At 62.5% G+C, this 15582-nt stretch carries 14 protein-coding genes; 6 read left to right on the top strand and 8 right to left on the bottom strand.

Going from position 1 to position 15582, the window contains the following annotated elements; translation table 11 throughout:
- Positions 1-16: 16 nt before the first annotated feature.
- The 4 genes from VGV41_RS07320 to VGV41_RS07305 all read right to left on the bottom strand — a co-directional run bounded on the left by VGV41_RS07320 (position 17) and on the right by VGV41_RS07305 (position 5230).
- Entirely contained in the window at positions 17-1405 is a 1389-nt protein-coding gene (locus VGV41_RS07320) for a tetratricopeptide repeat protein (protein WP_326863118.1), read from the bottom strand.
- A 69-nt stretch (positions 1406-1474) separates the two neighbouring features.
- Entirely contained in the window at positions 1475-3841 is a 2367-nt protein-coding gene (locus VGV41_RS07315; protein ID WP_326863117.1) for a xanthine dehydrogenase family protein molybdopterin-binding subunit, read from the bottom strand.
- Positions 3842-3864: 23 nt separating this feature from the next.
- Complete coding sequence (locus tag VGV41_RS07310) at positions 3865-4347, bottom strand: (2Fe-2S)-binding protein (RefSeq protein WP_326863116.1); 483 nt, start codon at positions 4345-4347, stop codon at positions 3865-3867.
- Between the two features lies 1 nt (position 4348).
- Entirely contained in the window at positions 4349-5230 is an 882-nt protein-coding gene (locus VGV41_RS07305) for a xanthine dehydrogenase family protein subunit M (protein ID WP_326863115.1), read from the bottom strand.
- Positions 5231-5459: 229 nt separating this feature from the next.
- Between VGV41_RS07305 and VGV41_RS07300 the strand changes: the two genes are divergently transcribed.
- The 3 genes from VGV41_RS07300 to VGV41_RS07290 all read left to right on the top strand — a co-directional run bounded on the left by VGV41_RS07300 (position 5460) and on the right by VGV41_RS07290 (position 7715).
- On the top strand, positions 5460-6212 hold the full coding sequence (locus VGV41_RS07300) for an SDR family NAD(P)-dependent oxidoreductase (protein WP_326863113.1): 753 nt from the start codon (positions 5460-5462) through the stop codon (positions 6210-6212).
- A 29-nt stretch (positions 6213-6241) separates the two neighbouring features.
- Complete coding sequence (locus VGV41_RS07295) at positions 6242-7003, top strand: N-acyl homoserine lactonase family protein (protein ID WP_326863112.1); 762 nt, start codon at positions 6242-6244, stop codon at positions 7001-7003.
- 61 nt (positions 7004-7064) lie between these two features.
- A complete protein-coding gene (locus VGV41_RS07290; protein WP_326863110.1) occupies positions 7065-7715 on the top strand; it encodes a PadR family transcriptional regulator in 651 nt (216 codons plus the stop codon).
- Positions 7716-7815: 100 nt separating this feature from the next.
- Here VGV41_RS07290 and VGV41_RS07285 read toward each other — a convergent pair whose 3' ends face one another.
- Positions 7816-9309 carry an ABC transporter substrate-binding protein gene (locus tag VGV41_RS07285; protein ID WP_326863108.1) on the bottom strand — a complete coding sequence of 498 codons (1494 nt, stop codon included), beginning with the start codon at positions 9307-9309 and terminating at the stop codon, positions 7816-7818.
- Between VGV41_RS07285 and VGV41_RS07280 the strand changes: the two genes are divergently transcribed.
- Positions 9247-9717: a MaoC family dehydratase gene (locus tag VGV41_RS07280; RefSeq protein ID WP_326863106.1), complete on the top strand. Its 471-nt coding sequence runs from the start codon at positions 9247-9249 to the stop codon at positions 9715-9717. The two genes, VGV41_RS07285 and VGV41_RS07280, sit on opposite strands and share 63 nt — an antisense overlap.
- Positions 9718-9799: 82 nt before the next feature.
- Here VGV41_RS07280 and VGV41_RS07275 read toward each other — a convergent pair whose 3' ends face one another.
- From VGV41_RS07275 to VGV41_RS07265, 3 genes are all read right to left on the bottom strand, one after another.
- Positions 9800-11074 (bottom strand): TRAP transporter large permease, encoded by a 1275-nt coding sequence (locus VGV41_RS07275; protein WP_326863105.1) that lies wholly within the window; start codon positions 11072-11074, stop codon positions 9800-9802.
- Positions 11075-11078: 4 nt separating this feature from the next.
- Entirely contained in the window at positions 11079-11576 is a 498-nt protein-coding gene (locus tag VGV41_RS07270) for a TRAP transporter small permease (RefSeq protein WP_326863103.1), read from the bottom strand.
- Between the two features lie 83 nt (positions 11577-11659).
- Complete coding sequence (locus tag VGV41_RS07265; RefSeq protein ID WP_326863102.1) at positions 11660-12577, bottom strand: TRAP transporter substrate-binding protein; 918 nt, start codon at positions 12575-12577, stop codon at positions 11660-11662.
- A gap of 252 nt (positions 12578-12829) precedes the next feature.
- Here VGV41_RS07265 and VGV41_RS07260 point away from each other — a divergent pair, with 252 nt between their 5' ends.
- Together VGV41_RS07260 and VGV41_RS07255 are read left to right on the top strand one after the other, a co-directional pair.
- Positions 12830-14455, top strand: a complete 1626-nt coding sequence (locus VGV41_RS07260) for a UbiD family decarboxylase (protein WP_326863101.1) — start codon at positions 12830-12832, stop codon at positions 14453-14455.
- Between the two features lie 161 nt (positions 14456-14616).
- Positions 14617-15573 carry a tripartite tricarboxylate transporter substrate binding protein gene (locus tag VGV41_RS07255; RefSeq protein ID WP_326863099.1) on the top strand — a complete coding sequence of 319 codons (957 nt, stop codon included), beginning with the start codon at positions 14617-14619 and terminating at the stop codon, positions 15571-15573.
- Positions 15574-15582 lie beyond the last annotated feature (9 nt).

Raw genomic sequence — 15582 nt, 5'->3', positions numbered from 1 at the left:
GCAAAATCTCTGGGTCTCACACGCCTGCTTCGGGGGCGGCGTCAGCTTGACGCCGCGCGGCTTCGGCGCGCTCACCGTCTCCCAACGCCGTCAACACCTCGGCATAGGCAAGCCAGTTGCCCTTGTGCGTGCCGCGGCTCAATACCCGCTCCGACAGCAGGCTGCGCGCCACCGGCAGATCGCGCGCCCGCACGGCGGCATCGCAGACGATCTGCGCAAACAGATCGCGTTGCGCATGGCTGCCGCCGATGGCCACAATTTCATTGCGCACGGCCCACAGGACGTCGCTGGCGTGTGCGTAGTTTCCTTCTTCATAAGCGATCATGCCTTCGCACAGTGGGATCAGCACGTTGCGCGTAACCTGCGCGCGCCAGCCCTGCTCCTGCCCCGCGGACTCGGCCATGGACTCGATGTGTCGCCGCGCCACATCGAAGTTGCCGTTGGCAGCCAGCGCCAGGCAGAAATGCGCGTCGCGGAAGGGCAGCATGTGATCGTGCATACGCGCCCTCGAATGGTCGGCCAGCACCTCCCAACGATTGCCGATGTCCATACCGCTCATCTGCAGACGCTTGAGCAGCGATGCCTGGTTGGACACGTCGATGTATGTTTCGGAGTTCACCGAGTTCAATTCATTGTCGTAGATATGCAGCGCGCACTCGAATTCGCCCTGCGCCATGAAGAACAAGGCGCCATGCCACCACACGTGCGCCTTGAACGGGTTCTTCTGCGCCCATTGATCGGGCGTGTAGGCGAGCCATTTGACGCCTTCCGCCGAACGGCCCTGCATTTCCAGGACATGGGCTACGGAGTGAATAGCCCAAAGGTCGCCGGGATTGCGCTCGACGGCGCATCGGCCCCAGCGCTCGGCTTGCTCGTAATCGCCGCATTCCTCGAGCGCATAGGCATACATGCCCTGCACGCAGCCGTAGCCGGGCACGTCGTCTTCCCACGCACCGAGAACGCTCGCAAGCACCGACCGCATAATCTGGCTGCGCCCGGCGTAGAAGCTCATGGTGTGATGCAGCTTGAGAGCCAGAAGGTCGCGCGGGCTTTCGGTGAGCAGCCGCTCCCAGTGGAAGCAGGCCCGCATGATGTCGCCCGCCGCCCAGGCTTCTAGCGCGTTCGCATGCAGGCGTTCACGCTGCGTCAGCGAGCCCAACTGGGGTCGAATCTCATCGATCGCCTGCTGCACCTTCGGCAGGATCGCCTTGTTCTCCAGCATCAGCAGGAAATAGCCGCGAATACACTTGGCGAGAGCAAAATCAGGGTCGGCGTCCAACGCTTGCTTCACCTGGCCAGACGCCGTGGTCCGGTAGTCCATATAGTCGGCAATAGCCTGATCGAGATGCTTCGCCGCGTTCTCGCTCGGCGTCGTCAGGTCAAGACCACGGCTATCGGACTGCATACGCTTCCACTCCAAATTCAGCCGCGCGGGCGCGCTGATCGTTCGCTGCTTCGACCCTGGCTACGTCGGTCAAGCCCCGCCGGGCAGCACGCCCAATCCTCTCAACACCCGCTCCGGGGTCGCGGGGAACTCGTGAATATCGCCGCCCCGCTGGCTCAACGCGTCGGCAACCGCGCAGGAAATCGCACTGAGCGCCCCGATGATCGAGCCCTCGCCACACCCCTTGAATCCGCCCAGTGCGGCCGACGGCGTATTGGCGTGATGCAACTCGATGCGCGGGACGTCCAGCGCGGAAGGCACGAGATAGTCGGCCAACGTCACGGTGCGCGGCTGGCCCTGTTCGTCATAGACGATCTCTTCCAGTAGCGCCTCGCCAATGCCTTGCGCGATTCCGCCGATGATCTGGCCCTCGACGACCGAGGGGTTGATGATCGTGCCGACGTCTTCGGTCGCCACATAGCGCACAATCTTGACCTCGCCGGTCTCGGGATCGACATCGACAGCAACGAGGTGCGCACCGGCGGCAAAGCTGCCGCGCTTGGGGTCGTAGAAGGACGTGACCTCAAAGCCGGGGTTAAGCTCCTCCGGAATGTCCTTGGCGGAGAAATAGCTCTTTTCCGCCATCTCCCGCAGCGAGATACTCTTGCCGCGGTCAAGCGTGTGAATGACGCTGTTCGCGATCGTCACATCCTCGACCGGGACGCCGAGCAGGAATGCGCCGCAGGCCAAAATGCGCTGCCGCAACTCCTTTGCCGCCTTGATGACCGCGCCGCTGCCGAACACAGCCGTGCGTGAGGCAAAGGTCCCGAAACCGTAAGGCGCGGTCGCGGTATCGTTGATTATGCAGGTGATGTCTTCAAGATTGATGCCGAGCTCGTCGGCGGCAACCTGGCGCATCGCCGTCATGATGCGCTGACCCTGCGATGGTAGCGCCGCCGCCACGGTGAGCACGCCGCTCGTCTCCAGGCGCAACGTGACGGCGTCTCGGCCCGGCTGCAGCAGTGTGCCAGGGCCGACGGCGGTGGTGGTGCCGAGCCCGGTCAGCTCGGCGAAGCAGGAAACGCCGATGCCGCGCAACCTGCCGTTGGCCTGCGCCTTCTTCTGTTCCTCGCGCAGCTTGGCGTAGTCGCCCTTGGACGTAGAAAGCTTCAGACAGGGCACATAGTTGACGTGGTCGTGCACCAGATTGTTGGAGTTGCGATACGGCATTTCCTCGTTTGCGATAAGGTTGCGCTGACGCAATTCCACCGGGTCGATCTCGAGCCGGCGGGCGACTTCATCGAGCAGCAACTCGAACGAGGCCGAGGCCGAGGGGCGCCCGACTGCCCGATAGGGACCAACCGGCGTCTTGTTGGTGGCGACACCGCGCGTGCGGTATCGCAGCGCCGGCACCTTGTAGGGCCCCGGCATCAGGCCAGCGGTCTGCAACGGCTCCATGCCTGCGGACCAAAGATAAGTCGAGTAGGCACCGACATCGACCCATATGTCGGAGCTCAAAGCCAGAAGGTGGCCCTCGCGATCGACCGCCGCCTGCAGTTCGATGTACTGGTCACGCGCATGCGTGGAGGCGACCATGTTCTCCAGCCGGTCTTCCACCCATTTCACCGGACGGCGCAGCGCCAGCGCGAGATGGGCGCAGACGAATTCTTCAGGATAGATCGAGGCCTTCTGGCCGAAGCCACCCCCCGTGTGCGGAGCGATCACCCGCACCTCGTTCTCGTGCAAGCCGAGATGCTTGCCGAGGTAATGACGGACGACATAGGGAAGCTGATGGCTCATCCAGACGGTGAGCGCGAACGTGCTTTCACGATAGGCGGCGACGCAGCCGCGGCTTTCCAGGCACAGCGCCTGTTTACGGCCGATGCGGAACTTGCGCTTGACGACGAGGTGCGCAGCCTTCATCGCCTCGTCCACATCGCCGCGCTCGTATTCGCGTTTGATGAGATAATTGTTCGTGCAGCTATCGTGCACCAGCGCCGAAGCGTCCTTCTCGCCCATACGTGGATCCGACACCACTGGCAGCGGATCGTAATCGACCTCGATGAGTTCGACCGCGTCTTCGGCGATCGCCCGACTTTCGGCCACCACCGCGCAGATCGCTTCGCCGCAGAAGCGCACCTTCTCGACCGCCAGCCAGTGCTGCACGGATTCGCCGCCGGAGAAGCGATTGGGCATGCTGCGGAAAGGCTCGACCTTGCCGAGCAATTCGCTGCCGGTGAGCACCTTGATCACGCCGGGCAGCATCCGCGCCTTGCTCGCATCGACCGAGCGAAGGCGGGCGTGTGCGTGCTGGCTGCGCAGGAAGGCGACGTGATACGTGCCAGGCAACTGAATGTCGTTGAGGAAGCGGCCAAAGCCCTCGACCAGCGGAATGGCCTCGTCGGGCAGCACCGAAGTGCCCACTGCCCGCTGGTTGACGAAGCGCATGTCCGACATCAATGAACTCCCGGCATGTGCAGCTAGCCCGCCGCTCCCTGGCGGGCTACGGCCAGCACCGCATTGACGATGGCCTGGTAACCTGAACAGCGGCAGATATTGCCCGACAAGGCTTCGCGCACCTCCAGCTCGCTGGGATCGGGGTTCTCCCGCAGGAGCTCGATGGCCGTGATCAGCATGCCGGGCGTGCAGTACCCGCACTGCAAGGCGAAGTTCTCATGAAAGGCCTGCTGCATGGGGTGGCGCGTCCCGTCCTCCGCGCGCAGGCCCTCGATCGTGACGATCTCGGCGCCCTCGGCCTGTACGGCAAGCGTGAGGCACGAGCGCACGCTGCGCCCGTTCATCAGGACCGTACAGGCGCCGCACACGCCGTGTTCGCAGCCGAGATGCGTGCCCGTGAGATACAGGTTCTCGCGAATGAAATCGGCGAGCGACAACCGCACCGGCACGACCTTGTCGTAGGCCCTGCCGTTGACGGTGACCTGAATGCGTTGCTCTCTCGCCAATTCAGGCTCCTCCGCTGCGCTCGAATGCCGTCTGCAGGGCGCGCGCCGTCATCACCCCCGCCAAGTGTCGGCGATAGTCGGCCGACGCATGCACGTCCTCAGACGGCCCGACGCCGGCGACCACTTTCGCGACCGCCTCAGTGAAGGCATCTTTGCTCGTCTTGCCGTTCAAGGCGCTGCCCGTGAGCACGGCTTCCGCCTCGTGCGCGCGAAACGGGCCATCGCCCATGCCAACCACGGTCACCCGTGCCTGCTCGCAGACGCCTTTGCGGATCGTCAGAATGACGGCCGCGCCGGCCAGCGCAAAGTCGCCAAGGCGGCGGGCGAATTCGACAAAGGCCGCGCTGGTGCCGGCGACCGGCCGCGGATAGCGCACGGCCACGACCATCTCGCCAGGTTCGAGCGCGTTCGACATTATGCCGGTGAGGAATTCTTCCGCCGGCAGTTCGCGGCGCCCGGCGGCGCCGGCGATCACGACCGTTCCGCCGAGCGTGACCAGTATGCTCGGCTGTTCCGCCGCCGGATCGTTGTGCGAGATGCTGCCGCAGACCGTGCCACGATTGCGGATCGCCGGATGCGCGACATAGGCCGTCGCTTCCGCCAGCAGCGGCCAACCGGCGCGGATCTGCGGATTGCGCAGCAAGTCCGCATGACGCACCAGCGCGCCGAGGGTCAGACTAGCGTCAGTCGCCTCGACGCGGTCGAGTTCTTCGATGCGATTGATGTCGACCAGCACGGCCGGGCTGACGATACGGCAGTTGAGCATCGGCATCAGGCTCTGCCCGCCCGCCAGCACGCGGCAGTCGCGGCCGGCATCCGCGAGGACGTGCACCGCTTCGTCCACGCTGCGCGGCGCGTAATAGTCGAACCCTGCCGGCTTCACGAGTATTTCGACCCCTTTCTTTCCGCCGCTTCTTCCCCCCGGGACGTGGCGCGCTGCGCGCACAGGCGGGCCATACAACGGTTCTTTACTATATAAGACCTTTACTATACTTTCACCCGCGGCGCGATGGTGTCAATAGTACAGGCGCGGTGCGGCTTGACGAGAGGGTCCCCGTTTTCAAAACCTGTCGGCCGGGGCCGCCGTTCCGCCAACTCCAGAGGCGACAATCATGGAAATGCAACTCAAGGACCGTGTTGCTCTCGTAACGGGTGCGACGCGCGATGTCGGACGGGAAATCGCGCTGACGCTCGCCGGCGAAGGGGCCAGGGTCGCCGTCCATTATCACGGGGCGAGCGACGCCGCCGAGAAGGTGGTCGCTGAAATCAAGAGCCACGGCGGCCAAGCCAAGGCCTATCAGGCCGACATCGCCGACAACGCGTCCGTGCAGAAAATGATTGCCGGCATCGTCGCCGACATGGGTGGCCTGAACGTCCTGATCAGCAATGCCGGGCTGGCCATCCGCAAGCCGTTCAAGGACACGACGCCGGAAGAGTGGCGCAAGCAGATCGACGTCAACCTGCTTGGGGCCATCCAGCTTTGCCACGCCGCCGGCCCCCACCTGGTGAAGGGCGGCAACGGACGGATCATCGCCATCGTCGGCGACTCCTCGCGCGTCGGCGAGTCCGGCCTGTCGATCGTTGCCGCCGCGCGCGGCGGCGTCATCATGCTGATGAAGTCGCTGGCCCGCGAAATGGGTCGCGCCGGGGTCACCGCCAATACGGTCTCGCTCGGCATGGTCGAGACCGGACACGATCCCGAATGGCTTGCGGCCAATCGCGAGAAGCTGGTCAAGTTTTATCCGGTGCGCCGGCTGGGGCAGCCCGAGGATATCGCTCCGACAGTGACGCTGCTGGCCTCGCCGAAAAGCGGCTGGATCACCGGCCAGGTGATCAGCGTGAGCGGCGGCTATTGCATGGTCTAGGCCGGCCCGGCCAGCGAGGATCACGCGCGATGAAAATGCACCTGTTATCCTGCGGCCGGCTGCGGATGCGGAAAAGCATCTTTTTGCCGGCGGCCGACCGCAGCGAGACGATCGAGCTTCCCGTGTCCAGCGCCTTGCTGCGGCATGGACAGGCGAACGTGCTGTTCGACACCGGCTGCCACCCCACTGTGGCGGAGGACCCGGACGCCCGCTGGGGCGGCCTTGCGAAGCTCATGGTTCCGATCATGCAGCCGGGCGAGCACGTCCTGACCGGCCTTGCCGAACTCGGTCTCGCCGCCGACGACATCGACGTCGTCATCAACTCGCATCTGCATCCCGATCACTGCGGCTGCAACGCGTTTTTTCGCAAGGCCACCTTCCTCGCCCACGCGGAAGAGCTTACCGCCGCCGGCGCGCCGAACAGCGAGGCGGCCGGGTACCTCTCCGCCGATTGGGATCAGCCGATCCCGTTCGACGCATTAACCGGCGAGCGCGACGTCTTCGGCGACGGCAGGGTGGTATTGCTGCCACTGCCAGGCCACACGCCAGGCTCGATCGGCGCAATGACCCAGCTCGACCGCAGCGGCACCTTCCTGCTGGCGGGCGACACGGTCAGCTTGCGGGAAACGCTCGACAGCGGCATTGTTCCTCGAAATACCTGGGACGGCGATGCGCTGTTGAAGTCGCTTACCGAGGTGCGCCGCATCGAGGCAGCAGGGGCAACCATCATATGCAGTCACGACGCCAAGCAGTGGGCCACCCTGCGCAAAGGAGCCGACGCCTATGATTGAGCGGTCCGCTTGCTCCGGATGCCGCGCTCGCCGCGCACGATACCGCCGGGCTTAAGACGGCATGTCGCTTCGCTTTGCCCTTCTTGGCCTGCTCGCGGTCGAACCGGCGTCCGGATACGATCTCAAGCGCGCGATCGACCGCTCAACCTATTTCATCTGGAACGCCACCGGTCCGCAAATCTACAACACGCTGCACAAGCTACGCGACGAAGGCTACGTTACCAGCCAGTCACTGCCTCAGGTCGGCAAACCCGATAAGCAGATTCACACCATCACTCCCAGCGGCCGTACGGCGCTTCAGAGGTTCATGAGCGAGCCGATCCGGGCTTCGGTGACCCGCGACGAAGTTCTGCTGCGCATCTTCCTCGGCAACTTCGCCAGCAAGGATACCATGCGCCGCGAGCTCGTCGCCTACCTCGATCGTATCCGCAGCGAACGCGCCTATCTGGAAACGACCAAGGCCCGTGTCGAGGCGCATCCGGGCAAGAAGCACGAGGCACGCCGTTATCAGCTTTTGTCCTTGCGGCTGAAGGTGGCGCAATATCGCGCCATGGAGCAGGAGCTGACCACGTTTCTCGGCACCGATGCCGCCGCGCCCACGCGGAATGGCGGCAAGTCGGAATCACCAGACAAAGCGAAGGCGAAGCGCGGCAGGCAAGCGCCTGAGCGCCCAACACGGCGGCGCGCCGGCAAGGCCGGCTCTCGCCTCTGAACCGTCGCCCTACAATACGGGCGCGTGCCGGGTCGTAGGAGGAATAATAAGAGAGGCGACCCGCCGAGCTTGTCGGCGGGCCGCCTCGATATTCACGTCATCACTTGCCGCAAGCGCCCTCGACGCTGCACCCGCGGACCTTCGTCGTCCAAGCGCCGTTCCGGCCCTCGACGATGAAGTACCTCTTCACCGCATCGCCGTGCTCATTGAAGGCGATCGGGCCGGCAAGGCCTTCGAAACCCTTCAGTTTGGCGATGTAGTCGCGGATCTTCTCGCGGTCCTTCTCAAGGTCGCCGGGCTTCCCGGTGACGCCTGCCGCCTTCACCGCGTCGACATACATGTTGACGGTTTCATAGATGTTGGCGTCGAACATGCTGGGTTCGACGTCCTTCGGCAAACCGGACGCCTTGCGCAAGAGCGGCTGCAGATCCTGCACGAACTTCTGCGCCCGCGGCTCGCTCATGCCCGCGTAGAAGGTCGCCGGCGCAACGATCGGGATATCCGGTGCCGCCTGCAGGATAGCAGAGGAGATCGCGGGGGTGCCGCCGATCACCGGCTTGGTGAAGCCTTGCCGTTTCATCTCGCGGATGACCGTGATCGCCTGGCTGTAGTCGGCGCCGATCACCACGCCATCGGGCTGCAGCGCCTTGAGGCTGGTCACCTGGGCGCTGACATCGAGGTCGCCGGTGTTGAACGAGATCGGCTTCTGGGCATTGAGAACGTCGATGTCGTTGGCCTTCATCACCGCCGGCATGATCTTGGTGGCGATGGCCGTAGAGACCGCGTCCTTGGCGTCGTAGATGATGGCGACTTTCTTGATGTTGAAGGCTTTCTTGAAATACGGCACCGAGGCCTTGGTCAGGACGCCTTCATCGACCGTGTTACGGAAGGCCCAGGGACGGTTCGCCTCCGCCACGCCTGGTTTGGACGAAGCCTGCGACGTGGCAACGACTTTCATCTGATTGGCAACGGGAAACGCCACCTCGCAGGCGGTGCTGGTCAGCGGACCGGCAATGGCGAGTACCTTGTCGTCGCCGGCAAGCTTGCGCACGTCGTTCGCCGCCTGCGCCGGCTTGGCGGAGTCGTCCAGGACCATGATCTTGAGCTTGGCCCCGTTCACGCCGCCCTTTTTGTTGATCTCGCTTTCCAGCATTTGAAGTGTGACGGTGTTGGCGCGCCCCCACTCGGCGAACGGACCGCTACTCGGCACGATGGCGCCGATGACGATTTGGTTTTGCGCGTGCGCGAGCTGCGCTCCCGCAACGAGCGCCGATGCTGCAACTAGAGCGCTAAAGATACGCTTATTGATCATCCTCCCCTCCTCCAAACGGGCGTTGAGCCTCATCCAAGATCCGACATAGTAAAGGACTTTCATAGCTAGGGCAATTCCTCGGATACCGCTCGCTGACAGCCGCGCGAGCAGCGTATAGGTTGAGAAGTGCGCCTGATCTCCGGCGTCGTCGAAGATCGCAATCGTACGGCTGAAGCGAACCACCCCAAGCACGAGCGATTGAACGTCCGCGAGGTCCTCATGGCTTTTCTTCACGATGTTAACGATCGATATTTCGAAGACTACGTCGAGGGTGACGTCCACAATTTCGGCACGGTGGAAGTCGAGGTGGACGAGATTATCTCATTTGCCAAACGCTACGACCCGCAGCCGATTCATACCGATCCCGATGTCGCGAAACTGAAGCCGTTCGGCGGCATCATTGCGAGCGGCTGGCACACCGTCGGCCTGATGATGCGGCTCTATGTCGAGTACTACTTGAGCAATGTTGCCAGTCTTGTGTCCCCCGGCATTGATGACTTGCGCTGGCACAAGCCAGTACGACCGGGTGATCGGCTGTCCGTCCGCGTTACGATCGCCAAGACAGTTGCTTCGAAATCCAAACCGGACCGGGGCATCGTCACCTCTTTGGTAGAGGTCTACAATCAGCGTTCTGAACTCGTAATGTCCCTGACAGCCATGAATATTATTCTCAAGCGCAAGACGGCGTAAAGACGCTCGCTGTGCTGCCGGCATCCGCGCTATGACTGGCCGGCAAGCCCTCGTTCTTCGCCGCCGCTACGCGGAGGCGAAACTACTTCAAGAGATTCGGGAGCGCCATCGACACGATCGGAACATACGTAATGATCATCAACGCGATCAGATTGATGACCAAATACGGAATGACTCCCTTGTAAATTTTCGTGATCGGCATCTTGAACATCAGGTGGGCGGCAAAGATGTTCAAACCGAACGGCGGCATGAACATCCCGATGCTCAGGTTGACGGCGAAGATGACGCCAAAATGGATCGGGCTGATGTGCATGGCTTCGGCGACCGGCACGCAGAGCGGTGCCAGGATCAGGATGGCCGCCGGCGGCTCGAGGAAGCTGCCGACAAACAGCAGGATGATGTTCATCAGCAGCAAAGTGACGACCGGCCCGGCGTCGAGCGCGCTGATATAATTGACGAGCTGCTGCGGAATGCCGCTGGTGGTCAGCAGCCAGGAATAGACGCCGGCGCCGGCGACGATCAGCAGGATCTGGGTCGTAAGATTGGCCGCGCTCATCACGATACGGCCGAGGTCCGGCCACGTGATCTCCCGATAAACGAATTTGGCAATGACGACCGAATAGACGACGGCAATGCCCGCGGCCTCGGTGGGCGTGAAGATGCCGCCATAGATGCCGCCGAAGATGATGCCGATGGTGCCGAGTGCCCAGCCTGCATCCTTGGTGGCCGCGGCGATATTCTTCCACCGCGTCTTGTCGGTGACCGGCACGACCTTGATCCGGGCGTAAACGAGCACGAAGGCCGCTTCCATCACGCCGATCATGATCGCAGGAATGATGCCCGCGGTGAAAAGGACCGTCAGGGATTGCTGGGCCGTGACGGCATAGATGATCATGGCGATCGACGGCGGAATGATGATCGCTATCGCGCCGGAACACGCGATCAGGCTGACCGCGAAGCGATCGCCGTAGCCGTTATCGCGGAGCGCCGGGAAAAGCAGGCGCCCGACCGCGGCGACGCAGCCGACGGAGGAACCGGACATGGCACCGAATATCTCGGATGACGCGATCGTCGCGAGCGCCAGAGAGCCCCGCACGCCGCCGACGATGGAGATCACCCAGGCGACGATCCGCTTCGCAATTCCGCCCTGCCCCATGATCTCGCCGGCGAGGATGAAGAACGGAATGGCGACGAGCGGGTAGCTTCCCAAGCTCCCGAACAGCACGGTCTGCACCACGCCTGCCGGTGTTCCGCTCGTCAGCAGTATAAAGAGGCCCGTCGTCAGAAGGACGAGAAAGATCGGCAATCCCAGAACCAGCAGGACAATCGGGAGGACGATGAAAAGGATGTGGGACATCGCGTCAGGGCTCTGATTGATTCAATGCGGTCGGCGCCGGCTCGAGGAGATTCACGATCACGGCGACGATCACCAGAAACAAGCCGATGGGAATGACGCTCTGCGGAATCGCGACCGGGATCGCTGCCGCATCGGTCACCTGACCGAAGTCGATGAACTGCATGATCACTGGCACGCCCAGCCAGATGATCGCGCAACACACGCCCGCAAGAACAACCTGGCCGAAAACGTCGGCGCCCCGCCGCAGAGACTCGGGGAAAATCGTGAGCATCATATCCATCCGGATATGGGCTCGACGCAGCGTCAGGATCGGAGCGCCGAAAAACACACCGGCGATCATCATGAACTGAATGATCTCTTCCGCCCAGACGATCGGGGCATGAAAGAAGTAGCGGCCGAGGATATTGACGAAGTTGATGGTGCAGCCGAGGACGAGGCACGTGGCGGAAATATATTCAGCCGCGCGGATCACCCATTTGCCTGCATTCAGAAGCCCGCCCAACACAATCGTGCGCTCCGAATTCTGGTCGATGGCAATAAAGGGGCTTCACCGGCACGCGTGTCGTCCGGTGAAGCCCGCTCTGCCTATTGCGTGCGCTTGGCGGCGGCTTCCAGCACCTTGTACATCGCCTCGACGGGCGGCTTGGAAGCCGCGACACGGGCCGCGACCGCGACCAGCGGCGGCGAAGCCTTCGCGCGTTCTTCATCCGAAATGGCGATCACCTCGCCGCCCGCTGCGTTCCACACCTTCTTCTGCGCGTAGTAGAAGTCGACCACCCATGGATGCATCTGATCGCCGACGCGCAGCGTATCGTCGTTCACGATCTTCTGCAGGTCCGGCGGCAAATGATTGAACCAGGTGCTGCTGATTACGAATGTGCTGACAGCATACGAGAGATTCGTCTCGCTGACATACTTGGCCGTGTCGTAATAGTGCATCGCGGCAAGCACCGGCATGACCGACATCACGCCGTCGATCGCGCCCTGCTGAAGCGCCGGCAGAACGTCGCCGAGCGACAGCGGGACTGGTGTGGCACCGAGCGCCTTCACCGGCTCCATCTGTATCGGCGACGCCAGGACGCGAAGCTTGAGACCTTTCAGGTCGGCAATGTGGCGAACGGGCTTGCGGGTGTTGACTGCGGTCGGGCCGCTCAAGAACGCCTCCGACACGCGGAGACCGCGTTGGGCGCCGACCTTGTAGAACTCCTTCCGGAATTCGGGATCTTTCACGACGCGGTCGACGTGGTTCATGTCCTTGAAGATGCCGGGCGCGCTCAGTACCTGGAATCGCGGATCGACGCCTTCGAGAAATTCGGCCGGAGAGATGAAGCCCTGAATGGCGCCGAGTTGGACTGCTTCGATCTCGCGCGGAATGGGACCAAGCTGGCTTGCCGGATAGACCTCGACCTTGATGCGCCCACCGGTATCCTTCTCGATCGCCGTCGCCAATCGCTTGAGGAATTCGTGCTGGCCATCGTTCAGGGTCGGAGTGCCGAGCTTCATGAGGATCGGTGACTGCGCCCAAGCTGGACCGGCGACAAAGGCCGCGAGCATTGCACCGAAGAAAAGCCGGCCGGCAGCCGACCTGTAGCGGCACGTTTCCATAGATCACCCCTCCCTATTCTGACCGGTACCAATCCTTGCGAGGATCAGTTTTTCACCAACTGAAAACTGTCATTATGATACAGGAATGCATTTATTTTGGATAGAGGCTTTAGTAGCATCGCGCCATTCGTCGCGCCCCCGGGGAGAACAATGGACAATTTCGGATATCCGGATCTGCACGCTCACATTGCCGCACTTGAGAAGAATGGCCTGCTGCTGCGTGTAAAAAGACCAATCAACAAAGACACCGAGATGCATCCGCTGGTGCGCTGGCAATTTCGCGGCGGCATACCGGAAGATCAACGCAAGGCGTTTCTGTTCGAGAACGTCGTCGACAGCACCGGGCGCAAATTCGATATGCCGGTCGCTGTCGGCATTCTGGCGTCCAACCGCGATATTTACAGCGTCGGCATCGGCTGCGCCGTCGACAAGATCAAGGAGAATTGGGACCGGGCCGAGCAGCATCACATCGCGCCGGTGATGGTCGACAATCCAAGCTGCCAGGAGATCGTCATCGAGGGCCCTGCTCTGCTCGAGCGCGGCAAAGGCGTCGACGCGCTTCCGATTCCGATTTCGACGCCGGGCTTCGACAACGCACCTTACGCCTCATGCTCAATGTTCATCACGAAGGACCCGGATACGGGGCTACAGAACATCGGCAACTATCGCGCGATGGTGAAGGGCCAGACCCGGATCGGCATGAATCCCGAGGTCGAACTGAACCAGGGCATCTACGAACACTGGCTGAAATACAAGGCGCGCGGTGAACGGATGCCGGCCGTCGTGGTCCTGGGCGCGCCGCCGGCGATCACTTACGCATCGGTTCACAAGCTGCCCAAGCATCTCGATGAGCTCGCGGTGGCGGGCGGCCTCGTCAATGCCCCCATTCGCGTCTGCAAGGCAAAGACGGTCGACATCATCCTGCCGGCCGAATCCGAAATCGTCATCGAGGGTTACATCGACACGGAATGGCTGGAGCCGGAAGGCAGCTTCGGCGAATCGCACGGCTACATGAACCTGAAGGAATACAATGCCTTCATGGACGTGACGGCGATCACGCGCCGCAAAGATGCCGTGCTCGTTTCCATCATCAGCCAGGTCACGCCAAGCGAATCGAGCCTGATCAAGCGTGTCGCTTACGAGCCCGCCTTCCTGCATCACCTGCGGCACCATCTGAATATCAGCGGCGTGAAGCGCGTGTTCATGCACGAGCCGCTGACCAATTTGCGCAAGCTGATCATCATCCAGATGGAAGCCGGGACACTCGAGGCCGAGGTCTGGCGTGCGCTCTACGGCGCCTCGTCATATTCCTCGGCGGTGGGCAAAATGGTCATCGCGGTGAACGACGACATCGAGCCGGAAAACCTCGACATGGTGTTCTGGGCGATGTCGTACCGCATGCGGCCGCACCAGGACATGCGGGTCCTCGACCACAAGGACATGGGCCACGGACCGCGCACCGGCGCCGATGACAATCACTACGAAGCGACCGACTCGGCAATGCTGATCAATGCCATGCTGAAGCGGCCCTTCCCGCCGATCTCGCTTCCGGCACGCGAGTTCATGGAGAATGCCAAGAAGATCTGGAATGAACTTGGACTGCCGGCGCTGAAGCCCGAGATGCCCTGGTTCGGCTATGCCCTGGGGCAGTGGCCGCAGGAATTCCAGATGGAGGCGGATCGGGCGACCCGCGGTGAATATTGGAAAACCGGAGAGGAGCTCATTCAGAAGCGCCGCAAGGACAAGCGGATGAACGACCCGTATCTCGATCTCTGACCTGACCGAAAGATCGGCGGCAGGACCGATTTCGAACAGCAGTCGACAGATGGCCATGGATGGCGACGCAGCCATCCGTGTGCGGAAGCCCGGAGAGAAGGCCAGCGAATAGATAGACAACAGCCAAGCCATAACAACAAGCTTCAACGAAGGGAGGACATATGCGTGCTATTCTGAGTGTGGCGGCGATGCTTTGCCTGATCGGCAGCGCATCCGCGTCAGATTATCCCGACAAGCCCGTTCGCATGCTCGTCGGCTGGGCGCCGGGCGGCATCACCGACGTAGCAGCGCGCGTCGTCGCCGAGAAGCTGAGCGAGAAGTGGCACCAGCAGGTCGTCGTCGATAACCGTTCCGGAGCGAGCGGCATGATCGCCGATGCGATGGCTGCACGTGCGGTCCCGGACGGTTATACTCTGCTGATGGCATCCAGCCCCGAGGTTACGACCACCCCCTTCATCCAGAAGGGCGCGGAAAACCACTTCACCGGCGAGCTCTTGCCGGTCGGAATCGTCTCGATCAATCCGGTCGGCATCGTCGTGCCCGCCGACAGCCCCTACAAGACATTGAAGGACCTGATCGCCGCCGCGAAGCAAACGCCCGGAGCAATCAGCTATTCCTCGCCGGGGCTCGGTACCGCACCGCATCTCGCGGCGGTGACCTTCGAAAAGGCAGCCGGCATCAAACTGCAGCACGTACCCTATCGCGGCGGCGGTCCGGCCGCCCTCGCCACGGCGAGCAAGCAGGTGCCCGTCGGCTTCAACGCCATGGCCGGTGTCATGGGCATGATCAAAGGGGGGAAATTGCGGGTTCTCGGAGTCGCGTCCTCCCAGCGCATCCCCTGGGCCCCGGACTGGCCGACGATCGCCGAACAGGGAGTCGCGAATTCGGACTATTCTGTCTGGGCCGGTCTGTTCGTCCCGCGCGGCGTGCCGGCCGACATCGTCAAGAAGCTCCATGCCGATCTGACGGCGCTTCTTGCCGAACCGGATGTCGCCAAAAAGTTCTCCAGCTTCGGTGCGGTACCCGCATCCGAAAGCCTCCCGGCCTTCGAAAAGCGGATCAAGAGCGAAACGGTCGCCAACAAGACGATCGTCGTTGAGAACCATCTGCAGAACTAAGCGCGACGC

The organism is Pseudolabrys sp., assembly GCF_035943735.1.
In the GTDB taxonomy this organism is placed as follows: Bacteria; Pseudomonadota; Alphaproteobacteria; order Rhizobiales; family Xanthobacteraceae; genus Pseudolabrys.
The sequence above is the reverse complement of the archived record's forward strand: the minus strand, read 5'-3'. Positions and strand labels throughout refer to the sequence as shown.